The organism is Pseudoalteromonas obscura (assembly GCF_030135505.1).
GTDB lineage: Bacteria > Pseudomonadota > Gammaproteobacteria > Enterobacterales > Alteromonadaceae > Pseudoalteromonas > Pseudoalteromonas obscura.
The window spans coordinates 47,548-73,428 of the sequence record NZ_JASJUT010000019.1 but is presented as its reverse complement, the minus strand read 5'-3'; the positions used below and the strand labels follow the sequence as shown (position 1 = coordinate 73,428).

The following is a 25,881-nucleotide window of genomic DNA, read 5'->3' as shown; positions in this document are numbered from 1 at the left end:
ATCAACAACGGATAATTTAAAGGCAAGCGAATAATCTTTTTGAGTTCTCTTAGATATTGATGTCATGACATTCTCCAAATTTAAGTTGGAAAAGTGTCAACCTTATTTAGGACGGGACACTCCAAAAACAAAAAAGGCCACCGAAGTGACCTTTTTCAATCAAGCTAAATAATTAGCCGATGTTCTTACGTGCGTTACGGAACATACGCATCCACGGGCTATCCTCTTTCCACTCATCCGGGTGCCAAGAGTTAGCAACTGCGCGGAATACACGCTCTGGGTGTGGCATCATAACTGTTGCGCGGCCATCTAGCGATGTAATACCTGTAATACCTTCTGGTGAACCATTCGGGTTATTTGGGTATTGCGTTGTAGGCTTGCCAAAGTTATCAACATACTGAACGGCAACTGTGCCAGACTCAAGGGCTGCTTTCACTGCTGCATCGTTTGCAAACTCAGCGTGACCTTCACCGTGAGATACCGCGATTGGCATACGAGAGCCAGCCATACCTTGGAAGAATACTGACGGGCTTTCTTGCACTTCAACAAGGCTAAAACGTGCTTCAAAACGCTCTGACTTATTGGTTACAAAGCGTGGCCAGTGTTCAGTGCCAGGGATAAGCTCTTTCAGCGTCGATAACATCTGACAGCCGTTACACACACCTAAGCTGAACGTATCTTGACGCTCAAAGAATGTTTGGAACTGATCACGTGCCATGTCATTGAATAAAATTGACTTAGCCCAACCTTCACCAGCACCTAGTACGTCACCGTAAGAGAAACCACCACATGCCACAAGACCTTTGAACTCTTCTAGTGTCAGGCGGCCTTCAAGGATATCACTCATGTGTACGTCTACTGCAGCAAAGCCTGCACGGTTAAATGCCGCTGCCATTTCAACGTGTGAGTTAACACCTTGCTCACGAAGAATTGCCATCTTAGGCTTAGCACCTGTCGCGATGTAAGGTGCTGCTACGTCTTCATTTAAGTCAAAACTTAGTTTTACGTTAAGGCCAGGATCTTTTTCGTCAAACTTGGCATCAAACTCTTGCTTAGCACATTCAGGGTTATCACGAAGTGCTTGCATTTTATAAGTCGTTTCAGCCCAGATAGTACGTAGTTCAGTACGTGTATTTGCAAGTACTGCTTCGCCACCACGGTTGAAGATAACTTTATCTTCACTGTTTAGTGTACCGATAGTATGGCTGATTGCCGCAATACCGTTATCAGCCAAAACAGCTTCAACGGCTGCAAGATCAGAGTTTCGAACCTGAATAACTGCACCTAGCTCTTCATTGTAAAGCGCTTCGATATCAGAACCTGTTAGGCTATCAAGGTTTACAGTCACACCTGTACGGCCAGCGAATGCCATTTCAGCTACAGTTGTGAATAAACCACCGTCTGAACGGTCGTGATAAGCTAATAGCTTCTCGTCAGCTACTAACGCTTGCATTGCATTGTAGAAGCCTTTTAATAGCTCTGGGTTATCAACGTCAGGCGTCTTGTCACCAAGCTGTTTGTAAACCTGTGCAAGGCTTGACGCACCTAGTCGGTTTTGACCGGCACCTAAATCAACTAGGATCAGGCTTGAGTCACCTTTATCAGTGCGAAGCTGAGGGGTTACCGTTTTACGAATGTCTTCTACACGGCCAAATGCTGTGATAACGAGAGAAAGTGGTGCTGTAACCGCTTTATCTTCACCATCGTCTTGCCATGTTGTCTTCATTGACATTGAGTCTTTACCTACTGGGATAGTTAGACCAAGTGCTGGACATAACTCTTCACCGACAGCTTTAACCGCTTCGTAAAGACCTGCATCTTCACCTGGGTGACCTGCTGCTGCCATCCAGTTTGCAGATAGCTTGATGTTCTCAAGGCCACCAATGTTTGCGCCAGCAATGTTAGTTAACGCTTCAGCTACTGCTAAACGTGCAGATGCACCATAGTTTAGAAGTGCCGCAGGTGTACGCTCACCCATTGACATTGCTTCACCGTGGTAAGTGTCAAACGCAGCAGCTGTTACCGCACAGTTTGCCACTGGTACCTGCCAAGGGCCAACCATTTGGTCACGTGCTACTAGACCTGTAACCGTACGGTCACCGATTGTAATAAGGAATGTTTTCTCTGCAATTGTTGGTAGACGAAGTAAACGCTTAGCGGCTTCTTCTACGTTGATACTGTCGATGTTTAGTGCTTCACCTTCAACTTGCTTTGACTCAACGTCACGGTGCATCTTAGGTGCTTTACCAAGTAGTACTTCCAGTGGAAGATCGACTGGGTTGTTATCAAAGTGGCTATCCGCAACGGTTAAGTGACGCTCTTCAGTTGCTTCACCAATTACTGCGTATTGTGCGCGCTCACGCTTACAGATTTCTTCAAAACGTGCAAAGTCTTCTGCCGCTACTGCAAGTACGTAACGTTCTTGTGATTCGTTACACCAAATCTCGTGCGGTGCCATACCCGGCTCATCATTCGGGATGTTACGTAATTGGAATTTACCACCACGGCCACCGTCGTCTACAAGCTCAGGGAATGCGTTAGAAAGACCGCCCGCGCCCACATCGTGGATAAACGCGATTGGGTTTTCGTCACCTAGCTGCCAACACTTGTCGATTACTTCCTGACAACGACGTTCCATCTCTGGGTTTTCACGTTGTACAGAAGCAAAATCTAGGTCTTCGTTTGACTGACCAGATGCCATTGATGATGCAGCACCACCACCCAGACCAATGTTCATCGCAGGGCCGCCTAGTGCAACTAGCTTAGCGCCTACTGGGATTTCACCTTTTTGAACATGCTCAGTACGGATGTTACCTAGACCACCTGCAAGCATAATAGGCTTGTGGTAACCACGTACCTCTTCGCCATTGTGGCTGTTAACTTTTTCTTCGTAAGTACGGAAGTAACCAAGTAGGTTAGGACGACCAAATTCGTTGTTGAACGCAGCGCCACCTAGCGGGCCATCAATCATGATGTCTAGTGCATCAACGATACGGCCTGGTTTGCCGAAGTTAGTTTCCCACGGCTGCTCAAAACCAGGAATGCGAAGGTTAGATACAGTAAAACCAACTAGGCCTGCTTTTGGCTTAGAACCACGACCCGTTGCGCCTTCGTCACGAATTTCACCACCAGAACCAGTAGATGCGCCAGAGAATGGTGCAATCGCAGTTGGGTGGTTGTGTGTTTCAACCTTCATCAAGATTTCAATGTTCTCTTGATTGTAGCTGTACTCACCTTCTTTATTTGGGAAGAAACGACCCGCTTTAGAACCCTTCATTACTGCCGCGTTATCTTTATAAGCAGACAATACGTTTTCTGGGTGCGTCTCGTAAGTATTCTTGATCATTTTGAACAGCGACTTAGGCTGCTCTTCACCGTCGATTGTCCAATCGGCGTTGAAAATTTTGTGACGACAGTGCTCAGAGTTCGCTTGTGCGAACATGAATAGCTCGATGTCGTTCGGGTTACGACCTAGTTTAGTGAAGTTTTCAACTAAGTAATCAATTTCGTCGTCTGCTAACGCAAAACCTTGCTCTACGTTTGCAGTAACAAGTGCTTCACGACCACCACCTAGAATGTCTACAGATGACATTGGACGTGGCTCTTCAACGCGGAATAACTGACCTGCATCTTCTAGATTGCTGTGTACTGATTCTGTCATACGATCATGAAGTAACTTAGCTACATCTGCTAGCTGCTCAGCGCTTAATTCGCCCTCAACGTAGTACGCAACACCACGTTCAACACGGTGAACTTTATCTAGACCACAGTTGTTCGCGATGTCAGTTGCTTTTGAAGCCCATGGAGAAATAGTACCAATGCGAGGCGTCACTAAAATAAGTGCACCCTCAGGCTTGTGCTCGACGGCGGTAGGCCCATACTTAAGGAGTTTACTCAGTTTGTCTAACTCAGTATCTGAGAGCTCAGCAGTTACATCGGCAAAATGCATAAATTCAGCATATACGCCAGTGACAGGTAACTCTGCATCCGCGCAGCTTTTAAGGATCTTTTGGACTTTAAAATCAGAAAGTGCTGGTGCACCACGTAGGATTAACATAGATATTTCATCCGGGGTTAGGGATTGAACGATATTTTGGGCCGCTATTATAGTCGAATTGACGCACAGATTTAACTCAAAATTGTCAATTATCGAAAAAAACCCACTTCACAAATACATATATACCTGAGAGCATAGGGTTTAAAGCGCAAATTTGAATTAACCGTCTTCGAACCTCGTTTTCAAACGTCCTGTTTTTTAAGAAAAAACTCGCACTTTAATCTGGTTCACTAGTGGAAAAGGCATGATAGAGAACACGCTACATAGAGTACTAAGTTTATTGATAGCCTTGCTGTTGCTCAGTGGTTGTGACACCGCTCCGCCAAGTCAACTACAGCAAATAAAAAACAGCAATGTACTGCGAGTAGGTATCTTGGTTGGGCCTGCAACATACTACCAAGGTCATACTGATGAAGAGGGATTCGAATATGAGCTTGCAGGTTTGTTTGCTGAGGAACTTGGTGTCGAATTAAAGATTATTCCTTTTTTCAATCTAGACAATTTATTTGAACACCTTGAACGAGGCGATTTAGACATTGTAGCCTCTGGGATCAGCTATCACACAAAGCGAACTAAAGCATTTCGATTTGGGCCGTTTTATCGAGAAATTAGTCAAAAGCTAGTGTATAAACAAGGCAAAAAACGTCCACGGCACTATGGTCAGCTATCAGGCCCGGTAACAGTGCTGGCTAATAGCCATCACTTAATTTCACTACAAGCAGCCAAAAAAGACTACCCCGAATTGCAATGGCAGACCACGCAAGCCCTAGATCAAGAAGAGCTACTCCAAGGAATTTTAGCTGGTGATATCGACTATACCATTGTCGACTCCCATTCTTTAGCGTTATTTCGTCGTTACCACCCCAATCTGAGTATTGCGTTTTCAGTGACAAAATCCGACCCAATTGCCTGGGTGATGAAAAGACAAAACGATGACTCGCTGTATGCGTTGCTCTTACCATTTTTTGCAAAATTACAAACCAATAATCAACTCGCGACTTTAGAAGAGAAATACTTCGGTCATGTAGAGCAATTTAATTATGTTAATACCGTCGCCTTTGTAGAGGCCAGTAAAGAGGTACTACCAAAATACGCGCCTTGGTTTATCGAATATGCAAAGGCACAGAACTTGGATTGGCGGTTACTTGCCGCGCTCAGTTACCAAGAGTCCATGTGGAACCCACGAGCCAAGTCTCCTACGGGCGTGCGCGGGATCATGATGCTAACGCAGAGTACAGCCAAACGCGTTGGTGTGAAACACCGCCTCAAACCAGAACAAAATATACGTGGCGGCGCGAAATATCTTGCCAATTTAATTTCGCGAGTGCCAGAAGGGGTTGCTGAGCCAGATAGAACTTGGTTGGCCTTAGCTGCGTATAACGTAGGTATGGGGCATGTTAGAGATGCATTAAAACTGACAAAACAACAAGGTGGCAATCCCAATAGTTGGGCCGATGTTAAAAAACGACTACCACTACTGACTAAAAAGCGCTACTATCGAAGCACAAGATATGGATATGCGCGTGGCGATGTTGCTGTACATTATGTCGATAATATACGCCGCTACTTCGACGCTCTAGTCTGGTTGGACGAAAACAGAGCGCTCCCTTTCAGTTCCGGCAATTAACGGCATCCCAATCTCGTTGTCATAAGCCTGTCACACAAAACAGGTATTTCTTTCACGCGTAAGTTTTTTCTCTCACACTAAGGAGGTTCAGATGTTAAGAAGACGTCGAACTCATCAATTCAAACGCAACACGCGTAATACGAATCCAAATCGTCGACGTATTATGCTCAAAAACATTCATAAAAAAATATTGCTGCGCCGCCGCATTTACTCTTTATTGCAGCTAGCCGCAGATGCAAAAACGGCTCAATCTTGAGCCGCGCTATCCCCTTGCAATTTCAGCGCTTTTTTAGCTGCTTTATGCTCTTTTCTTCTTCGTCTAAAAAAGTTAGATAGCTTTTCGCTGCACTCCTCAGCCAATACACCAGGTGTCACTTCAGGCTGATGGTTTAATTGTGGTTCTTGCAATAAATTCATAATCGATCCCGCAGCGCCTGTTTTTGCATCACTGGCACCGTACACAACGCGTTTTACTCGGCTATGTACTAACAATCCTGCACACATAGGACAAGGCTCTAGGGTTACATACAAGGTGCAATCTACTAAGCGATAATTTTGCACTTGTTTACCAGCTTCACGTATCGCGATCATTTCAGCATGTGCTGACGGGTCATGACAACCTATTGAGCGATTCCAACCTGCCGCGATTAGTTGCCCGTCTCGGACAATCACCGCACCAACAGGGATTTCGTTTTCCGCTTCGGCTTTATCAGCATATGCGAGAGCTTGGCGCATCCAATATTCATCGTGTTCTTGGTTATTCATACTAAATTTAGCAAAGTAATTATGTGGTTTAGTATACCAGCTTGCGAAACAGAAACCCCTTGGTTACAGAATTATTGCTAAAATTACCAAATTACCATGGCTCACCCACGTAAAATTAGGCTATAATTCGCCGCTTTTTTTATTTAATGAGCTCAAAACACACGGGTAAAACATGAAATTTCCGGGACACCGTAGGCATAAGCATTATTTTCCGGTGGAAGATAAGGACCCACTTATCAACCACTTAAATGCTGAAGATCGCTTGAAACGCAATTATATTTGCGGCATCGACCAAATTGTTGTCGACATCGAAGCTAAAGTTGACCAAGCTTTTTTGGATGAATTCCACCTCCAGCGTGGTATGTCACAAGTCATAGACAATGATGTCACCAATGCGCTCTATGAGCGTTTGAAACGTGATGACATGATTGACTACGAATTTGCTGGCGGCACCATTGGCAATACCATGCACAACTATTCAGTGTTAGCTGATGACCGTTCAGTCTTACTGGGCGTGATGAGTGAAAGCATTGAAATCGGTAGCTATGCATACAAGTTTTTATGTAATACATCAAGCCGCGTCGATCTTGATCATCTGCAACCCGTCGCTGGCCCAATCGGCCGCTGTTTCACGCTGATAGATGACAGCGGTGAAAGAACCTTTGCGATCAGTGCTGGTTTAATGAACTACTTGCGCCCAGAGTCGATCAGCCAGTCACTGATTGAAAATGCATCGGCTCTCGTTATTAGCGCTTACCTTATGCGTACTAAAGGTGACGAAACAATGACACAGGCCACCATGCAAGCGGTGGAGTATGCCAATAATGCAGGTGTACCAGTAGTCCTAACTTTGGGCACCAAGTTCTTGATAGAACAAGATCCGCAGTGGTGGGCCGAATTCGTTGAGAAACACGTCGACATTCTTGCAATGAATGAAGAAGAAGGCGAAGCCATTACTGGCTTTGATGATCCTTTATTGGCCGCAGGTAAAGCACTCGATTGGGTCGACTTAGTTATTTGCACCGCCGGCCCAACGGGCTTGTATATGGCAGGGTATGTCGACGACAGTATGAAACGCGAAACCGAATACCCACTACTTCCGGGTGCTATCCCCGAGTTTAATCGCTACGAGTTTTCTCGCGCAATGCGTAAATCACACTGTGAAAACCCTGTTCGAGTATACAGCCATACTGCACCGTATATGGGTGGCCCAGACACCATTAAAAATACCAATGGTGCTGGTGATTGCGCACTTGCCGCGGTACTACATGACCTTTCAGCGAACGAATATCATCGTTTAAATGTGCCAAACTCAGCTAAGCACGAACAAGCTGCAATTACCTATTCTTCACTTGCGCAGATCAGCAAATATGCAAACCGCGCAAGCTTTGAGGTATTGGTCCAGCACTCACCTAGACTTTCTAGGGGCTTGCCTGAACGAGAAGACTCACTAGAGCAATCTTACTGGGACAAGTAAACAAATCGTCTTGCGCACAACATTTGTGCGCTCAAAATGCCGCGCTAGAAAATCGCTGTTCCGAGCTCTTCAGCAAGAAACTCTAGCGCAGCAATACCTGCCACAGAATTCCCCACTTTATCAAGGCCTGGTGACCAGACTGCGATAGTAAACCGACCTGGCACAACTGCAATAATTGCACCTGACACACCCGATTTACCTGGCATACCTACGCGGTATCCAAAGTCACCAGCAGCATCATACAAACCACTGGTAAACAACAATGAGTTAAGTTGCTTGATTTGCTTTGCAGGTAATACCTGTTGCTGGCTTTGTGTACACACACCACCATTCGACAGGTAGGAGAAACACTTTGCCAATTCCGATACAGTCAACTCAATTGCGCAAAAATTAAAATATGACCACAATACTTCTTCAACTTCGTTATTAAAATTGCCAAACGATTTCATTAAATACGCCATCGCTGCATTTCGATAACGGTGCTCATACTCGGACTGTGCAACCACTTTATTCACACCCAGTTTAGGGTTTCCAGTTTGCAATCGATAGCTCTCTAGCATGGTATGGATTGGTGCACTCAGACGCGAGTATAGTGCGTCACAAGTGACAATTGCACCAGCATTGATAAAAGGGTTTCTCGGTATGCCGTTTTCAAACTCTAATTGGGTCAATGAATTGAAAGCAGTGCCTGAGGGCTCTTTACCCACTCGCTGCCACAAGTCATCGCCATAGCGTTGCAACGCTAAGGTCAAGGTCATTACTTTTGACACTGACTGCACGGTAAATTTGGCATCACAAGCGCCCGCACTGTAGGTTTCACCCGTTTGCGTTTGAATTGCTATCGCGAACTGACCTAATTGCTGTTCAGCTAACGCTGGAATGTAATCCGCAACTTTGCCATGCTGTAATATAGGCTGAACATGTTGCACTGTGCGTTCTAGAATTGATTGATAATCTGTCATACAAAAAATGCATAAATCACAATGTGCGGAGTGTAACAAAAGCGCTGAATCGCGGCCATAAAAAAGCCGCCCAAAACCAAGCTTTCGGCGGCTTATAAATTACCAGCAACTGTTACTTTGCAAATAGTTCTTTGATATTTGCTAGATCTGATTTACCTGCAATCAATTCATCTGGCGTAAGCCCGGACAATTCATGCGGGAATACCAACCACTCATCAGATTCATGGATGTAGTAATCTGGTGTCATTGGCACTTTTTTGTTGGTTGGTTTGTAATAAGGGCAGGCAACACGAATGTCTTTTGGTAGATTAAGACGCATTAACTCTTCTAGCTTTTCCTTTAATGCGTAAATACTACGGCCTGAATCAAACACGTCGTCGACAATCAACAATGAATCGCCTGCGTTCGCATTTTCAATAATATAATGAAGGCCGTGCACCTTAATTTCTTTCGATTGTTGACCGATGCCATAATAAGACGACGTACGCACTGCGATATGATCAGTCTCTATGCCCTTGTAGTCATAATACTCTTGCACAGCAATGCCGATTGGCGCACCACCTCGCCAAATACCGATGATAAAATCTGGACGAAACCCATCTTCATAAACTTGAGCAGCCAGACGGAATGAATCCTCTAAAAGCTGTTGCGCTGTGATATAGCACTTATCAGACATAAAAACCCCGTATTGTCAGTGCGAGTGCCACCTCGCTAGGTGTCACTCTGAACAAGAATAACTTATAACCGTGTATTCTAGCTGAGTCGGATAGAAATTGCTTGCGGTACATCAGGGTTTTTTACTGCAAAATGACAGAAAGAAGACCACTTAATGAAGAATACTGGAAAGAATTACACAGAGGGCTAGCCTGTGAGCGGGACTTGCCCGCTCACCGCTTGGGGCTATTCTTGAATATCGACTTCAGTATCGTCTTGTTCGATTAATTCAATTTCAAAGTTATCAACACGTTGCAGACCTCTTGGTAATTTATTACCACGTCTGCCTCGCTCACCAGAGTAATGCTCCAGATCTGCGCTCTTTAGTGTTAACTTGCGCTTGCCTGCATACAGCGTCACTGCTCTCCCTTCAGGCACCACAGCCAGTACTTTGACAAACTCTTCTCTAGATTGCACTTTCGCACTTGGAATAGAAATAATCTTATTCCCTTTACCCTTGGCAAGTTTTGGTAAATCCCTGAGCGGGAATAACAGCATACGCCCTTCATTAGAAATAGCCATACAGCGATCTGTCGCTACATCGTTGACTGATATAGGCGCGATTAACTCCGCCCCTTTAGGGATACTTACTAGCGCTTTACCATTTTTGTTCTTGCTGACCAAGTCGTTAAATTCAGCAATAAATCCGTAACCCGCATCCGTTGCCATCAGGTATAACTCTTGCTCCTCTCCCATCACCACATGTTCAAAGTTCACACCTGCTGCGAGGTTAAAGCGACCTGTCATTGGCTCACCTTGACTTCTTGCAGACGGTAAGCTATGCGCATCTGTGGCAAATGCTCGGCCAGAACTATCAAGGAAAACCGCTGGTTGGTTGCTTTTCCCTTTGGCTGATGCCTTATACTCATCTCCCGAGCGGTAATTCAGCCCCTCGGCATCAATTTCATGGCCTTTGGCAAAGCGTGCCCACCCTTTTTCGGATAGCACCACTGTTACAGCCTCAGATGGGATCAAATCTTTTTCACTGAGCGCTTTAGCCTCTTGACGCTCAACCACTGGAGAACGTCTTTCATCACCATAAAGTTCCGCCGCTTCCTGAATCTCTTTTTTCATCAAGGTAGACATACGACGTTCTGAGCCAAGCGTTAGCTCAAGTTTGTCACGCTCTTTGCTCAATTCGTCCTGCTCACCACGGATCTTCATCTCTTCCAACTTAGCAAGGTGGCGAAGTTTCAGATCTAAAATGGCTTCAGCTTGGGTTTCGGATAAACCAAATCGCTTCATTAACTCAGCTTTTGGTTCATCTTCATTTCTGATAATTTCTATCACTTCATCAATATTCAAAAAGGCTATCATCAAACCTTCTAGAATATGCAAACGCGCCAACACCTTATCTAAACGATGTTGCAATCTTCTCCGTACCGTTTCACGGCGAAAAATTAACCACTCAGACAAAATTTGTTGTAAATCTTTTACCTGAGGGCGGCCATCCAGCCCGATCATATTGAGATTAACCCGGTAATTTTTCTCAAGATCAGTGGTAGCAAACAAGTGTGCCATTAACGGTTCCGATTTAACACGGTTGGAACGAGGCACCACGACGATACGAGTGGGGTTTTCATGGTCAGACTCATCGCGAAGATCAGCAACCATTGGCAGTTTTTTCGCTGTCATTTGCGCGGCGATTTGCTCTAACACTTTGGCACCCGATGTTTGATGCGGCAACGCTGTGATAACAATTTCACCTTGCTCTTCATGAAACACCGCTCGCATCTTAATCGAGCCACGACCCGTTGTGTAAATCTTGCGGATATCATCTTTAGGCGTGATGATCTCAGCTTCTGTCGGATAATCTGGTGCTTGAACGATTTCGAGTATCTCTTCTAACGTCGTTTTAGGCTTATCAAGCAGCATACAACAAGCAGAGGCCAATTCATTTACATTGTGTGGTGGAATATCGGTCGCCATACCGACTGCGATACCTGTTACACCATTGAGTAAAATGTGTGGCAGTCGCGCAGGCAGAACCTGAGGCTCTTTCATAGTGCCGTCAAAGTTTGGTACCCAATCAACCGTGCCTTGGCCAAGTTCTTTTAACAGTACTTCTGAAAATTTAGATAAACGTGCTTCGGTATAACGCATTGCAGCAAATGATTTAGGATCATCCGCAGCACCCCAGTTACCCTGTCCATCAACCAATGGGTAACGATAAGAAAATGGCTGCGCCATCAGTACCATGGCTTCATAACAAGCGCTGTCACCATGCGGGTGATACTTACCCAATACATCACCGACCGTACGGGCTGATTTTTTATATTTTGCTGCTGCAGATAAACCCAGTTCGCTCATTGCATAGACAATGCGTCGCTGTACAGGCTTTAAGCCATCGCCAATATGTGGCAATGCCCTATCCATGATCACATACATGGAATAATTTAAGTAGGCATCTTCGGTAAAACGCCCCATTGGTAATTGTTCTATGCCCTGTAAAGAGAGGGCCTGTGGATCAGTCATGACACACCTTACTTCTTGTTATACCTCGGCTTTATCGCCATGTTGCTCTAACCAAGCCTTTCTATCGCCAGAACGTTTTTTCGCTAGCAGCATATCCATCATTTCTAATGTCTGCTCTTGTTCATCCAGTGTCAGCTGTACCAAACGTCGTGTATTAGGGTCCATTGTCGTTTCTCGTAACTGCATTGGGTTCATTTCGCCTAACCCTTTGAAACGCTGTACGTTGACTTTACCGCGCTTTTTCTCAGCTTCAATTCGATCCAAAATGCCACGTTTTTCATCTTCATCAAGGGCATAAAAAACTTCTTTACCCACATCAATCCTAAATAGTGGCGGCATAGCAACATAGACATGACCAGCTTGAACTAACGTGGGGAAGTGTTTAACAAACAAGGCACACAATAACGTCGCGATGTGAAGACCATCAGAGTCAGCATCAGCAAGAATACATACTTTACCGTATCTCAGTGTCGATAAGTCGCTTGAATCAGGGTCAATACCGAGTGCCACCGAGATATCGTGCACTTCTTGTGACGCTAGGATCTGCCCCGAGTCCACTTCCCACGTATTCAAAATTTTACCACGTAGCGGCATGATCGCTTGAAACTCGCGATCTCGAGCCTGCTTAGCAGAGCCACCTGCTGAGTCACCCTCTACTAAGAATATTTCAGAACGTTCTGTTTCACTGCCAGAACAATCAGTTAATTTTCCTGGTAAAGCGGGGCCACTGGTGACTTTCTTGCGCACCACTTTTTTTGCAGCCCTGAGCCGTTTTTGTGCATTGCTGATGCAAAGTTCAGCCAACAACTCGGCAGTCTCAGTATGCTCATTTAACCATAAACTAAACGCATCTTTCACAATACCAGAGACAAACGTTGCACAAGAGCGTGATGATAGCTTCTCTTTGGTTTGACCGGCAAATTGTGGATCTTGCATTTTTACTGATAAAACATAACTACATTTATCCCAGACATCATCAGGCGTTAGCTTCACACCTCTTGGCAATAAGTTGCGGAATTCGCAAAACTCTCGCATCGCCTCAAGTAGGCCTTGCCTTAAGCCGTTTACATGGGTGCCGCCCTGAGCTGTTGGGATCAAGTTTACATAACTTTCAGCGATCGATTCGCCACCCTCTGGTAACCAGTGCAGAGCCCAATCGACCCCTTCTGTTGAACCACTAAAGCTGCCCGTAAAAGGTGATTTAGGGAGTACTTCCAAATCCTTAGCACTGTCACTTAGATAATCTTCTAGACCAGACTCGTAGTGCCACTCTTGGGTTTCTTTGGTTTGCTTATTAATAAAGCGAATGCGCAAGCCAGGGCAGAGTACCGCTTTGGCTTTAAGTAAATGATTGAGCTTAGTCAGTGAAAAGTTAGCAGAGTCGAAATAACTTGCATCGGGCCAAAACTGAACAGACGTTCCGGTATTGCGTTTACCAACACTGCCCGTCACTTCCAAATCTTGTACTTTGTCACCGTTTTCAAAAGCAATTTCATATTGCTGAGCATCGCGCTTAACCGTTACTTCTACTCGTGTAGATAACGCATTAACCACTGAAATACCGACACCATGCAAACCGCCCGAAAACTGGTAATTCTTGTTGGAAAATTTACCACCAGCGTGCAGCTTAGTCAGGATCAATTCGACACCTGGGATCCCCTCTTCAGGGTGAACATCCACAGGCATGCCTCGACCATCATCGATCACTTGCAATGAGTTGTCTTCATGCAAAATAACGTCGATCCTACTCGCATGCCCAGCAAGCGCTTCATCCACACTGTTATCAATAACCTCTTGACCTAAGTGGTTGGGCCGGGTGGTGTCTGTGTACATCCCAGGACGGCGTTTCACCGGCTCTAAGCCATTCAACACCTCAATGGCTTCTGCGTTATAATTTTGCTGACTCATAAATGCTACTGACTAATTTTTAGTTCTAACTGTTTTATTTAATTTTAAGAAAGTTGGCAAGGCGATTAAAGTGCCTTTCAAAGCCAATGAAACTGTGATCACCGCCAAACTCGATGATTGACGGGCAGTCTCGATAATAATTCACAGCATCTTGATAAGGCAGTACCTCATCTGCTGTTTGTTGTAATAACAAAAGGTTGCTTGGCTTAGATAGCTTTTCAATGTGCATACGCCGCAACGCCGTCATATGTTCTATTGTAAGTTCATAATTCAGATCTTGATAGGGATTATACTGGGGACCCAAGTAATCCCATAGCAATTTGTCTGGTCGTACAGCTGGATTGATCACAACCGCACGCAAATTAAACTGTTGAGACAAGCATGTCGCGTAAAACCCGCCTAAGGAGCTACCAACTAAAACACAGCGCTCGTCTACAGCTTGCTCAAGCTGGAGTATGGCAATACGCGGATCATAATGTAACCGAGGAACAACGTATTCACAACGGTCTTTGAAATAGGCGCCTAGTTGCTGTGCTTTAAATGATTGCTCTGAACTATTAAACCCATGGACATAAATTACTTTGTCAGCCATTTCACCTCTGTATCCAACGCCGCTTCGGTCCAATTAATTAAACGATACCCTGCACCCAAATTTTCCTGTTGCCAATCTCGAGTCTGTTTTTTGAATTGGACGGATGTGGCTGGTGTCGCATAGACGCTTAAATCTCTAAAGCGAAATTCATAGTCATGGTGAACATGGCCGTGAAAAAGAGCCTCTACACATTGCAAGTCAACTAAACAATTAAGCAGTTGAGGACCGTTCTCAAGCATATGTTTGTCCAGATACCCTTCTATCGGCAACGGATTATGGTGGCAAAATACGATACTGGGTTTACAGCAGTGCTCTTCAATTTCTTGCAGGTGCTCCTTTGCCACCCATCCGGCTGGCGTTGGGCCTTTACTATTAAGCAACAGAACTTGCCCATGTTCGAAATGAATTTTTTTTGCAGCTACGATTTGACCTTGGCTTATTTCATGTAAGTAATCCAAGTCATCGTGGTTTCCCGGCAGCCAAAATATCGGGCAATTCAATGTTGATTCAGCCACCAAGGTAGCAAACAACTCGTAAGAAGCAAATGTATGATCCTGAGTCAGATCCCCTCCAAAAACAACGGCATCCAAATTTGCCTGCGCTAAGTTTGCCAAAACACGTTTAAAATGAGTTGCCGTGTTAACGGCAAAATATTCTCCGTTTGTGTTTTCGAACAAATGGGTATCGGTAATGTGGGCTAACTTTAATTGTGCTTGATTAAATAAGTATGTGTCTTTAAACCAAGCCATTATTTACATCCCAATTTAACGGTACTCTGCCACTTTCTGCACAAGCGGATAGCCAATCACCTAAAAATGCATTGAGCTGATACTTTTCGTCTTTGTGGTGCATACTTGGGTTCGGGTAACCGTAAGATGGTTTAACACGTTGATGGTAATTGTGCTGGATGACCTCGGCCACTTTGGCGTCGTGATATAGTCTCACTGCTAGCTCAAACAGACCTAAGTGATTACTCAAGCTATGTTGCTGAGTTATTTTTATGTCGGTTGTGTATTTCTCAACACTTTCAATCAGGATGAAGAAATCCATTGTGCCTATTTTTATCTGACGACGGGCACCTACTTCCTCTTCAGGCAACACTTTAAGTGCGCGCAAATAATTGCGCTCACATAATGTGATGTATTTGGGTAAAGACTGTACATACCCTCGTATGCCGTCTTTGCCACCGTGCTTAGTATGATGCATCAAGTCAGACAAAATGATTCCTGTTCACAGCTTAAAAGAAAGTTTCGATTTATTTAGCGCTAACCATTGTAGACTAATCACTGTCGCAGCGTTATCTATTTCCTCAGATTCTAATCTTTGCATGGCTTCTGTAAGCGGCATGACATGCGCTTTAATATCTTCACCTTCCTCTGGCAAACCAAAAGTGCCCCCCTGATAATCACTCAAATCAACTTCCGCAAGGTACAAATAAAGTCGTTCGGTGGTGCCTCCAGGGCTCGAAAGGTAGGAACGCATATAATGTAGATTAGTTAACTCTAACCCCGCTTCCTCTTGAGCTTCTTTTCTTGCAACTGCTTCTAAATCCTCACAGCCATCCGCCATACCGGCAATACACTCCAGCAACCACGGGGATTCTTTGGTTGCAAGCGCACCAATGCGGATCTGTTCAATAAGTAAAACTTGATCTGTGACAGGATCAAACGGAAGCACCGCCACAGCATGACCACGCTCTAAAATTTCTCTACAGATCGGTTCACTGTTCCCGCCAGCAAACAATGCGTGCTCAAAAATATACTCCTCAATTTTGAAGAAACCATTGTACAGCACCTTGTTTGGAGACTTTTTGAACTTCACATGGCGGCGCTCGAACTGGTTAATTTCTTTCATATTTCATCCTACATTCATTATACGGGGTTTAATCTAGGTTATTTTATCCCCATATTGCTTTTAACTAACGTGAACCCTCTTAGTGTGTGAACTCACTAAGTTTTATATTCTGTTACACTTGTTTTGTTTTATCTCTAGCTAGTCATTGGGATTTTGTTTTAAAACAAGGTAACATGCTGACATCAAAATTGTCTAAGGACTGCACAAATAATGAAAAAAACCATTCTATCTATGCTGGTTGGCTTGACGTGTGCTTTGTCAAGTAATAGCTCTCACGCAGAAGACTTACTGCAAGTATATGATATTGCAACAGCTAATGATCCCACTGTTTTGCGTGCTAAGGCAAGTGCCGATGCTCAAAAATATGCGCAAGACAGCGCGCTCGGTGAATTATTACCGTCTCTGGGCTTAACATTTAGCTACGCTGACTCAGACTCTACGGGTGCACCAGCTTTTCAGACTGATGCAACAGGTTATCAATTAGCTGATAGCTATAGAGACTCTTTCACACGTACACTGACACTAAACCAAACAATCTTCAACATGAGTGTTTGGGAAAGCTTGTCCATTGCAGAAAAGCGTGCAATGCAGTCTTTGACACAGTATGAACAAGAAAAACAAAACTTAATCGTTCGTATTGCACAAGGCTACTTTGATGTTTTGAGTCAATTGGATAACCTTGAGTTTGTACAAGCAGAAAAACGTGCAATCGAGCGCCAACTTGAACAAACAAAACAGCGATATGAAGTAGGTTTAACGGCAATTACAGACGTACACGAAGCGCAAGCACAATTTGACCGCTCAGTAGCGAACGAAATTGTTGCTCAAAACGACGTTGAAACAGCCCGTGAAACACTGCGTACTATCACAGGTAAATACCACTCAAAACTCAATAAGCTAAATACTGAGACGTTTTCAACGGTTAAGCCTAGTAAAAAAGCTGATGATTTTATTGATATCGCCAAAGAGAAAAACCTAGCTCTACAAGTTGCACAGTCTGCGCTTGAAATTGCTCAAGATCAAATTGACCAAGCAAAAGCTGGACACTACCCTACGCTATCGCTTAGAGCGACTCATGAAGATTCACTCGTCAATAGCGACGGCAGAGAACTTGCACCACGCGGTGATACAACGACAATTGGTTTAAACTTAAACGTACCAATTTATTCTGGTGGCCGCACTGTAGCTGCAACTGACCAAGCTAGAGCACTTTACGTTGCTGCAAGCGAAGACCTTGAAGCATCAATGCGTAACGTCACACGCTCAGTCATTACGTCATACAATCAAGTCATGTCAAATGTGGCAACTTTCCGTGCCCTTGAGCAGGCAGTTGTCTCTGCGGAAAGTGCTCTTCAGGCGACTGAAGCAGGCTTTGAAGTAGGTACTCGTACCATTGTGGACGTGCTAGTTAGTACACGTAACTTGTATAGCGCGAAAAGAAACTTAGCCGATTTACGCTATCAGTACATCATTTCTACGCTACAACTAAAACAGGCGTCTGGTGATTTGAGCCGAGCTGATTTAGAAGCAATCAATAAAGGCCTTCAAGCCGCACGCTAAATCGCACTTTTCAGACCAGCAACACTTCGCTGGTCTGATATTATTGCATCAAAACGCACCGCCACTTGAGCATCTAAGTCGTTCTAGATAAACTACGCTCTTTTATAGCTGTACGAGAGCATCTCACTTGGTTCACAATCCCAAATTTCAACTGCAATTTTTGGCGCCTAAGTTTTGGTTAACTTGGTTAGGTGTTATCGTTTTATATTCTTTATCTTGGTTACCACAAAGTATGCAGTTAATGCTAGGTAGGTTGCTGGGCAGAATAGTTCACCGCTTTTTAAAGAAACGCCGCAAGATTGCCGAAGTTAATTTAAAGCTATGCTTTCCTGATATGGATGAATCACAGCGCGATGCAATGGTGCTGCAGAATATGGAAAACACTGGCATTGCAACTTTTGAAACCGGGATGGCTTGGTGGTGGCCTGAATGGCGAGTTAAGCGCGCCATTGGTTCCATAAAAGGTGTAGAGCACTTTGAGACTGCACGTCAAAATGGCCGAGGTGTATTGCTGCTGGTTCCACACATGTTGCACCTAGAAATGTTAGGTCGAGTACTTGGCACTCATACTCAAGGGATCGGGTTTTATCGCCCTCACAATAATCCACTAATGGAATATTTCATGACCAAAGGTCGTTTGCGTTCCAATGAATTCCTAATCGGCAAACGTGATGTTAAAGGGCTACTAAAAGCCTTACACAATAAAAAAGTGTGTTACTACTTACCAGACCAAGACTATGGTAGAAAACGCTGCGAATTTGCGCCGTTTTTTGCCGTACCAGACGCAGCAACCACTACTGGCACTTTATTATTTGCATCGAGTGAAAAGTGTGAGACATTAAGTTTAGTAGGTGTGCGTGATAAGCAAGGTAAATATCATATTACCATTGAACCAGCTATGACAGAGTTCCCCAGTGACAACGAAAATCATGATGTCACCCGCGTAAACAAACGCATGGAAGACTCAATTATGCATGCGCCTGAGCAGTATATGTGGCTTCATAGACGTTTTAAAACAAGGCCGGATGAAAACGCACCTTCACATTATTCGTAGTTTAATTAACTGACATCGTAAAAAAAATGGCTAGAAAAAATAAAAAACGATTATCGGCAATGTGGTTTTGGACCAGACACCTGTCTTTAGGTGCGATTCTGGTGTGGGCAGCCTATTATTTCTTATATGGTAATATTCCTAAAATGGAGTTCAGAGAAACAACAAATGCGGCAGCTCAAGGTCTTTCTCAGTTTTACGCAAACTTTAGAAATCGTGTCAATGAGCGTGATACCGAACGAGAAAAGTTTGTTATGGAAATCGGCAAGCCAACCTTCCCGCTGGATGATGCCTTGGCACAACGCGAGCTCGTGGTTAAACCGACACACCAAAGGTGGACGGGTGAAAGTCAACCAAGACGCTTTGAAATGGGGAATACCCTAAAAAGTGTGCTAACCAATTATGCGAAACAAGAAGACATTGAGTTGTTCTGGTATTTAAGTAAAGACTATGTCGTTAAACAAAACTTTCGCGTCGACTCCGATTTTGTCAGTGCCCTTTATCAGGTTGGCCGTGCGATTAACGATGACTTTGAATTTGAAGTATATACCTTCTTTTGTCACCGCCAACGCGCTGCCGTGATAACTGAAAACCCTTCTACCTTCGTACGTGAAAACTGTCGACGACTCACTAATTAAACACGTCTGCAAGGCCTACTCAAAGTAGGCCTGCCAGATTTTCCTAACGCTATTGCTTTGCTCTGCCAATAACTTGGCATCCACAGTTTTCCCCTTTCCATTTAAGCTATTTAGATGGTAATGCTCTCTCAGTTGGCAATAAGCTTGAGTCAGAGTACTTTGTGACTGTGCGCTGATGACAGACTCTTTACTCGCGAGTTCAAAAATGCGGATATTGTCCGAATAACGCGTTAATGCTGGATAATCAGACGCGCAAGCCAGCACCAAGTACTGGGCTAAAAACTCGATGTCAGTCATGCCACCAGCTCCCTGCTTCAAATCAAACTCTGAGTTCGAGTCCTTAGATAAATGCTGACGCATTTTTTCTCGCATCTTGACAATATCATCTTGTAACTCATTGGTTGATCGCTGTTGGCATAAAATGTCATGGCGTATTGTATGAAAGCGCTTGACCAGCACCTCTTCGCCAACAATCAGCCTAGCTCTTACCAGTGCTTGGTGCTCCCATGTCCACGCTTGCTGTTGCAAATATTGATAATAACTTTCGATGTTGATTGCCAACAACCCTGAATTCCCCTCAGGCCTGAGCCGTGTATCCAATTCATACAAGATACCTGACAACGTGCGCGTATTGAACAAGTGCATTAACCGTTGGGCGAGTTTTAGATAAAACTGCCTTGACGCAATGGTTCTTTCTCCCGTTGTTTTACTCTGTCCATCACTGTTATGTACAAAAACAAGGTCTAAATCCGAGTCATAACCCAATTCGAATCCACCCGCTTTTCCATACGCAATAACGGCAAACCCTTTTGCTTCATTGGACGTGCCTTGTGGCGCACCATACCTAGATATCATTTGCCCCCAAGCAATATCAACGGCTTTAGCCACTATGGACTCTGCGAGTGCAGTCAGGTGATCGCTCACTTTCATTATATCCAATACACCAGTAGCATCAGCAGCTGCAATTCGCAGCTGCTGAGTTTGTTTGAACTGACGAAGCGCCTCCATTTGCAGCTCTAAGTCTTCAGGATCTATGCGTAAAAAGTACTGCTGTATTTCATTGTAATAGGCATTGAGTGGTAGCGGTCGATACAGAACAGCCGGATCAATTAACTCATCCAATAAAATCGGATACCTTGCAATTTGTTGTGCGATCCACACACTGTGAGAGCACAGTTTGATCAGCTGTTTTAAGGCACCTAAATTTTCGTATAGCAGTTCAAGGTATGCAGTACGTGACGCCACTTTTGCAATGATATCAAAAACACGCTGCAAAACTTCAGGTGCCTTGAGTGGAGTTACTTCACTTAACACCAGTGGCATCAATTTATCGAGTACATCTCGGCCACGCACCCCAATTTGTTTTTTAGTAATATCAGCATAAAATATTGTCAGTGTTTCTTGCCATCTAATTTGCAACTCCTCGCTGAGAGTCATATCAAGATAACTAATATCTTGATATTCCCAAGCTGAAATAAAACATGCCTTTAAACTTTGCGTGTCGTGTGCTTCTTCACCGATCACTTGAGAAAACTCATGACGAATTTCTCTTTGCACTTGCTCTATGTGACTAGTTAACCCATCGTATTCTGAAAATCCTAAGAGTGTCTGCAATCTCAATTGATTTAGTTTATCTTCAGGTAGAGTTTGCGTTTGTTCATCATTAAATGCTTGCAGATACTGCTCTACACGACGTAAATATAAATATTGCGCCTGTAGCGCAGATGCAGCACTTGCAGGGATCACCTCTTGGCTTGCTAATACACGTAACGCGTTTAACAACGACGGGGTTTGTAAATCAGGTTCTCGGCCACCACGGATCATTTGTAATGCTTGCACAATAAACTCGACTTCACGTATTCCACCAGCGCCCAGCTTTATGTTGTTTTTAAGCCCTTTTCTTCTCACTTCTTGGGCGATCATGTGCTTCATTTTGCGCAGGGATTCAATCACAGAAAAGTCGATATATCGACGGAACACAAAAGGACGTATCAATGCTTTAAACTCGTCCCAGTACTGATTTTTTTGGCCGAGTAATCGAGCTTTAAGCATTGCGTAACGCTCCCACTCCCTGCCTTGATCTTGATAATAATCTTCCATTGCGGAAAAGCTCATAACCAACGGGCCACTTTCCCCAAATGGTCTCAACCTCATGTCAACACGAAAAACTTGACCATCGGCTGTGCGCTGATCAAGTGCCGCAATAAGCTTTTGCGCCACCTTAGTATAAAAAACTTGTGCATCAATACTACGCCTGCCTCCTGACGTTTTGACACTGAGCGGGTAAGTAAATATAAGGTCGATGTCGGAAGAAAAATTGAGCTCATGACCGCCAAGCTTTCCCATCCCCAATACTAACATTGGCAGCGGTTCTAATGATTCGTTGACGGGGACACCATTGCTCTTTGCAACCTGTACAAATGCCCATTCATTTGCGCTTTCTATTAACTGCTCACTGAGGTTTGATTGATACGCCACACTGTCAGCAATGTCATTACCCAACACAAGATCTAGCCACATGAGCTTGAGCCAGTATCGCTTGCGATATAGACGCAATTTGGCAAAGCACTCAACGTCACTTAATGCGTCAATATTTCCGGTTAGTGCAGGCTCTATATCCCGAAGCGCCATGGCTTGTTCATCTAACAACCAGTGGATCCACTGCGGATGCTGAGCAAGTATGCGGTACGCAAAGTCACTGAGTGCCAACAACCGTAATGCTTGTGCATTTATAGCTTGCCCAGGAAAAAGTTCAGCAAAGCGCTGCTCGGCTAACGCTGATAATTCGGGACTTAATTGGCTTTGTTCCATGAAAAACCTCCAGTGCTTTGTGGCTCATTTGTTGTGCAGTGTTATAGTAACGCTAAATAACAACAACCTTACACCGAGCATGAGTTATTTGTCTTTAGAAAACAGTAATTTTTTCGTCCTACTAAGTGGTTTAACAATTGCCTTTATAGCTTTGATGTCACTGCGTTTAATTGTGCAGATCAGAGCAAAAAAACTATTGCAAAAAGAATTGGCTCAACATGACAACTTTGCATTGGGCATTAACTATGCCGCAAAAGTCGCCGTCTTATGCGGCAGCATCGGATATTTTTTTGGCCAATTAAATACCTTTGATCCCACCACCATACACACCCAAGTTTTATTGCCCATCGCTTTGATATGGCTTTACATTTGCCTAGGTCAGGCAATACATAGAAAATGGATTTTATATCGCTTTAACGAAACTCAGGCAATACTCAAACAGAATGTCTGCGCTGCGCTGGTCGATTCAGGTATGTTAGTTGGCAATAGCATCTTAGTACTTGGCCTTTATCACTGGCTTGAACCAAAAACATGGCAAGCTTTACTGATCGTCAGTATTTGTTTTATTTTTTTACAAGGTGTATTTGCTTTAGATAGCAAGCTCCGAGAATCTCGCTTTGCGAAAAAGAACCAAGGTGCCTCCTTGCAATATAACTTCAGCTTGGCAAACACCTCAATTGGGATCCGTTATGCTGGGAAAACAATTGGGCTCGCACTCGCTATCTATGCAGGCTTACATAGTGCGCCAAGCTACCCGAGTAAAATGGTTGATAACTTGCTAACTGTGGTCGTGCACTCGGTGTTCATGTGGTTTCTTTTATACGTATTTAGCCGTCTAATGATCCATATCGTGTTACCTAAAGTAGACATAGGTCTGGAGGTTGATCACCAAGATAATATTGGTATTGCCTGCTTAGAATTTGCTGTTTTTTGTAGCATGGGCTATTTACTAATAAACATGTTTTCAATTTAAACGCCGAGCTAACACATGGACACCTTAGCTCTGGAGAATTATATCTTTGAAATTAGATAACTTTTTACTTGTTGACAGCAACTGGGAGTTCAGTCAGGAATTTGTCGAGTTTGTAAAATCTCTCTCTCCTGACACCCCCAGTCAACTAATAATTGCTGGAGACAATACAAAGCAAATGCTCAAAATGATGTTTAAAGACCAAATCAAAGATTACAGTTACTGTGACTTTGACAATGAAATAAGCGTCTCTGAGCTGGCAACCTACCTGCATGAACACCATAAAATTCAAGGTGTTCTTATCTACGCGCTTGACTACAACCTCGCTGACGAAAAACAAAAGTTTATCTTCAATTCCCTACATGCAGAAAGATTTACCATCGAACAGTTGGCAAATGGGTATGACTATCATCGTATTAGTGATCCATTTAACAACAACCACCTAACCTGTAATTCAAGCTTGGCGGCAACAAAACATGACACCTTCAGCGAATTTGTGGTGTTAAAAACAGATACCGCAGATTAGACAGTACACATTGGTCATGATATGTCGCATTTTATAGACTCACCGCCTTGAAAACCTTAACATGACCGCATATCCAATTTAGACTTTCAACACTATGCGAATTCCACATATTTACCAACCTTCAGAATTGGTCGTGAATCAACCAACCACTTTAAATGATGACGCTGCCGGGCATATCGCTCGCGTACTGAGAATGAAAGAAGGTGAGCAAGTTAGTTTGTTCAACGGACAAGGTGGCGAATATCTCGCAAAAATTACTGCCATTTCCAAAAAAGCGGTAGAAGTGACCCCTTTTGAATTTGTTGATAGATGTGTTGAATCTCCATTAAATGTGCACCTAGGACAAGGTATTTCTCGGGGTGACAAAATGGATTTCACTATTCAAAAATCGGTTGAACTGGGCGTCAGTGAAATCACTCCTTTATTTACCACTCGATGTGGCGTAAAACTCAGCGGAGATCGATTGGCGAAAAAGCACCACCAATGGCAGAAAATCGCAATATCCGCAGCTGAACAATCAGGTAGAAACTTCGTTACCAAGGTACACCCTCCAATTTCATTAGAAGAGTGGCTTAGCCAACAGAGCAACGAATTAAAATTAACATTACACCCCAGAGCAGATCACTCTATAAAGACGCTACCTAAACCAGATCAGGGAGTGCGCTTTTTAGTGGGCCCGGAAGGCGGCTTTACTGACGAAGAAATGGCCAATACCACAGGACAGGGTTTTATTGATATCAAAATTGGGCCAAGGGTACTTCGTACCGAAACAGCTGCATTGACAGTTTTAAGTGCACTACAATTGCAGTTTGGCGATTTAGCTCTTTAAAATCGAACCACTAGGCCACATATAAACTGTGGTTAGCGACACATTGTGCTGACCACATTAGGCATACTCATCCAAAATAACACATAAGGTAAAGGCGATGGCAGTCAAACTTGGGATTATCTCAGATCCAATTAGTGGTTTTAACATTAAAAAAGATACCGGCTTTGCCATGATGATGGCAGCGCAACAGCGTGGCTTTGAATTGTATTACATGGAAATGGACGATTTATATCTATACCAAGGTGAAGGCAGAGCAACAGCGGCCAAAGCACGTGTATTTGATGATGAAAATCACTGGTATGAATTGGCTGACAAACAAGATATTGCGCTCAGTGATCTGGATGTCATTCTGATGCGAAAAGATCCGCCTTTTGACACTGAGTATATTTACGCAACCTATATACTGGAACGTGCCGAACTGGCCGGTACCCTAGTCGTAAATAAGCCTCAAAGCCTCAGAGATGCCAACGAGAAGTTATTTACAGCATGGTTTAGTGAACATACGCCTGATACCCTAGTGACAAGAAATGCAGGTCAAATTAGAGCTTTTTTAGACAAACACCAAGATATCATATTGAAGCCTCTCGATGGTATGGGCGGGGCGTCAATCTTTAGAGTACAACATGACGATCCTAACATAGGTGTTATCTGCGAAACGCTCACCGAGCATGGTAGCCGCTTTGCCATGGCACAAAATTATATTCCTGAAATAAAGCAAGGTGACAAACGCGTTTTAGTTGTGGACGGTGAAGTGATCCCTTATTGTCTAGCGCGCATTCCTCAAGGCGGTGAAACACGCGGCAATCTCGCAGCTGGTGGCCGCGGTGAAGCGAGACCAATTAGTGACAGTGACAGGAAGATTGCAGAAGCGGTCGCACCAACTTTAAAAGAGAAAGGGTTGCTGTTTGTTGGCTTAGATATCATTGGCGACAAACTGACAGAAATAAACGTGACTGCACCAACTTGCGTTAAGGAAATTGAAGCAGCGTACGATATATCTATTATGGACAAGTTTTTTGATGCGATTGAAGCAAAACTCAACCATACTGAAAGTTAAATTATAGA

21 protein-coding genes are annotated in these 25,881 nt (G+C 44.0%); 10 read left to right on the top strand and 11 right to left on the bottom strand.

Annotation, left to right across the window (positions count from 1 at the left end):
- Positions 1-172 precede the first annotated feature (172 nt).
- Positions 173-4,057: a phosphoribosylformylglycinamidine synthase gene (purL, locus tag QNM18_RS26320; RefSeq protein ID WP_284138856.1), complete on the bottom strand. Its 3,885-nt coding sequence runs from the start codon at positions 4,055-4,057 to the stop codon at positions 173-175.
- Between the two features lie 244 nt (positions 4,058-4,301).
- On the opposite strand from purL, the gene mltF reads away from it, so the two are divergent.
- Both mltF and QNM18_RS26310 read left to right on the top strand, forming a co-directional pair.
- The gene (mltF, locus tag QNM18_RS26315) at positions 4,302-5,684 is read left to right on the top strand and encodes a membrane-bound lytic murein transglycosylase MltF (RefSeq protein ID WP_211012704.1); all 1,383 of its coding nucleotides are present in this window, start codon (positions 4,302-4,304) and stop codon (positions 5,682-5,684) included.
- Positions 5,685-5,775: 91 nt separating this feature from the next.
- Positions 5,776-5,940 carry a hypothetical protein gene (locus QNM18_RS26310; RefSeq protein WP_211012703.1) on the top strand — a complete coding sequence of 55 codons (165 nt, stop codon included), beginning with the start codon at positions 5,776-5,778 and terminating at the stop codon, positions 5,938-5,940.
- Here the strand turns inward: QNM18_RS26310 and tadA are convergent.
- Positions 5,931-6,449 carry a tRNA adenosine(34) deaminase TadA gene (tadA, locus tag QNM18_RS26305; RefSeq protein WP_211012702.1) on the bottom strand — a complete coding sequence of 173 codons (519 nt, stop codon included), beginning with the start codon at positions 6,447-6,449 and terminating at the stop codon, positions 5,931-5,933. The two genes, QNM18_RS26310 and tadA, sit on opposite strands and share 10 nt — an antisense overlap.
- Positions 6,450-6,621: 172 nt before the next feature.
- On the opposite strand from tadA, the gene QNM18_RS26300 reads away from it, so the two are divergent.
- Positions 6,622-7,926, top strand: a complete 1,305-nt coding sequence (locus QNM18_RS26300) for an inosine/guanosine kinase (RefSeq protein WP_211012701.1) — start codon at positions 6,622-6,624, stop codon at positions 7,924-7,926.
- Positions 7,927-7,970: 44 nt separating this feature from the next.
- Here the strand turns inward: QNM18_RS26300 and glsB are convergent, their stop codons facing one another.
- The 8 genes from glsB to QNM18_RS26260 all read right to left on the bottom strand — a co-directional run bounded on the left by glsB (position 7,971) and on the right by QNM18_RS26260 (position 16,431).
- Entirely contained in the window at positions 7,971-8,888 is a 918-nt protein-coding gene (gene glsB, locus QNM18_RS26295) for a glutaminase B (protein ID WP_284138855.1), read from the bottom strand.
- A gap of 112 nt (positions 8,889-9,000) precedes the next feature.
- Positions 9,001-9,564, bottom strand: a complete 564-nt coding sequence (locus QNM18_RS26290) for a phosphoribosyltransferase (RefSeq protein ID WP_211012699.1) — start codon at positions 9,562-9,564, stop codon at positions 9,001-9,003.
- Positions 9,565-9,788: 224 nt separating this feature from the next.
- Positions 9,789-12,077, bottom strand: a complete 2,289-nt coding sequence (gene parC / locus QNM18_RS26285) for a DNA topoisomerase IV subunit A (protein ID WP_211012698.1) — start codon at positions 12,075-12,077, stop codon at positions 9,789-9,791.
- An 18-nt stretch (positions 12,078-12,095) separates the two neighbouring features.
- Positions 12,096-13,985: a DNA topoisomerase IV subunit B gene (gene parE, locus QNM18_RS26280; RefSeq protein WP_211012697.1), complete on the bottom strand. Its 1,890-nt coding sequence runs from the start codon at positions 13,983-13,985 to the stop codon at positions 12,096-12,098.
- A gap of 34 nt (positions 13,986-14,019) precedes the next feature.
- Positions 14,020-14,577, bottom strand: a complete 558-nt coding sequence (locus QNM18_RS26275; protein WP_284138854.1) for a YqiA/YcfP family alpha/beta fold hydrolase — start codon at positions 14,575-14,577, stop codon at positions 14,020-14,022.
- Positions 14,562-15,326, bottom strand: a complete 765-nt coding sequence (locus QNM18_RS26270) for a metallophosphoesterase family protein (RefSeq protein ID WP_284138853.1) — start codon at positions 15,324-15,326, stop codon at positions 14,562-14,564. Before QNM18_RS26270 ends, QNM18_RS26275 begins: the two co-directional genes overlap by 16 nt.
- Entirely contained in the window at positions 15,313-15,783 is a 471-nt protein-coding gene (locus QNM18_RS26265) for a DUF1249 domain-containing protein (protein ID WP_284138858.1), read from the bottom strand. The genes QNM18_RS26270 and QNM18_RS26265 overlap by 14 nt, the downstream gene beginning before the upstream one ends.
- A gap of 24 nt (positions 15,784-15,807) precedes the next feature.
- Complete coding sequence (locus QNM18_RS26260) at positions 15,808-16,431, bottom strand: NUDIX domain-containing protein (protein ID WP_211012694.1); 624 nt, start codon at positions 16,429-16,431, stop codon at positions 15,808-15,810.
- A 210-nt stretch (positions 16,432-16,641) separates the two neighbouring features.
- Between QNM18_RS26260 and tolC the strand changes: the two genes are divergently transcribed.
- From tolC to QNM18_RS26245, 3 genes are all read left to right on the top strand, one after another.
- Positions 16,642-17,991, top strand: a complete 1,350-nt coding sequence (gene tolC / locus QNM18_RS26255; protein WP_211012693.1) for an outer membrane channel protein TolC — start codon at positions 16,642-16,644, stop codon at positions 17,989-17,991.
- A gap of 127 nt (positions 17,992-18,118) precedes the next feature.
- Entirely contained in the window at positions 18,119-19,045 is a 927-nt protein-coding gene (gene lpxL / locus QNM18_RS26250) for an LpxL/LpxP family Kdo(2)-lipid IV(A) lauroyl/palmitoleoyl acyltransferase (RefSeq protein WP_211012692.1), read from the top strand.
- Between the two features lie 26 nt (positions 19,046-19,071).
- A complete protein-coding gene (locus QNM18_RS26245) occupies positions 19,072-19,680 on the top strand; it encodes a TcpQ domain-containing protein (RefSeq protein ID WP_211012691.1) in 609 nt (202 codons plus the stop codon).
- Between the two features lie 15 nt (positions 19,681-19,695).
- Here QNM18_RS26245 and glnE read toward each other — a convergent pair whose 3' ends face one another.
- Complete coding sequence (gene glnE / locus QNM18_RS26240; protein WP_284138852.1) at positions 19,696-22,491, bottom strand: bifunctional [glutamate--ammonia ligase]-adenylyl-L-tyrosine phosphorylase/[glutamate--ammonia-ligase] adenylyltransferase; 2,796 nt, start codon at positions 22,489-22,491, stop codon at positions 19,696-19,698.
- A gap of 79 nt (positions 22,492-22,570) precedes the next feature.
- Here glnE and QNM18_RS26235 point away from each other — a divergent pair, with 79 nt between their 5' ends.
- The 4 genes from QNM18_RS26235 to gshB all read left to right on the top strand — a co-directional run bounded on the left by QNM18_RS26235 (position 22,571) and on the right by gshB (position 25,873).
- Positions 22,571-23,464 (top strand): DUF350 domain-containing protein, encoded by an 894-nt coding sequence (locus QNM18_RS26235; RefSeq protein ID WP_211012792.1) that lies wholly within the window; start codon positions 22,571-22,573, stop codon positions 23,462-23,464.
- A 40-nt stretch (positions 23,465-23,504) separates the two neighbouring features.
- The gene (locus QNM18_RS26230) at positions 23,505-23,987 is read left to right on the top strand and encodes a hypothetical protein (RefSeq protein ID WP_211012791.1); all 483 of its coding nucleotides are present in this window, start codon (positions 23,505-23,507) and stop codon (positions 23,985-23,987) included.
- 94 nt (positions 23,988-24,081) lie between these two features.
- Complete coding sequence (gene rsmE, locus QNM18_RS26225) at positions 24,082-24,816, top strand: 16S rRNA (uracil(1498)-N(3))-methyltransferase (RefSeq protein ID WP_284138851.1); 735 nt, start codon at positions 24,082-24,084, stop codon at positions 24,814-24,816.
- A gap of 97 nt (positions 24,817-24,913) precedes the next feature.
- Positions 24,914-25,873, top strand: a complete 960-nt coding sequence (gene gshB / locus QNM18_RS26220; RefSeq protein WP_211012688.1) for a glutathione synthase — start codon at positions 24,914-24,916, stop codon at positions 25,871-25,873.
- Positions 25,874-25,881 lie beyond the last annotated feature (8 nt).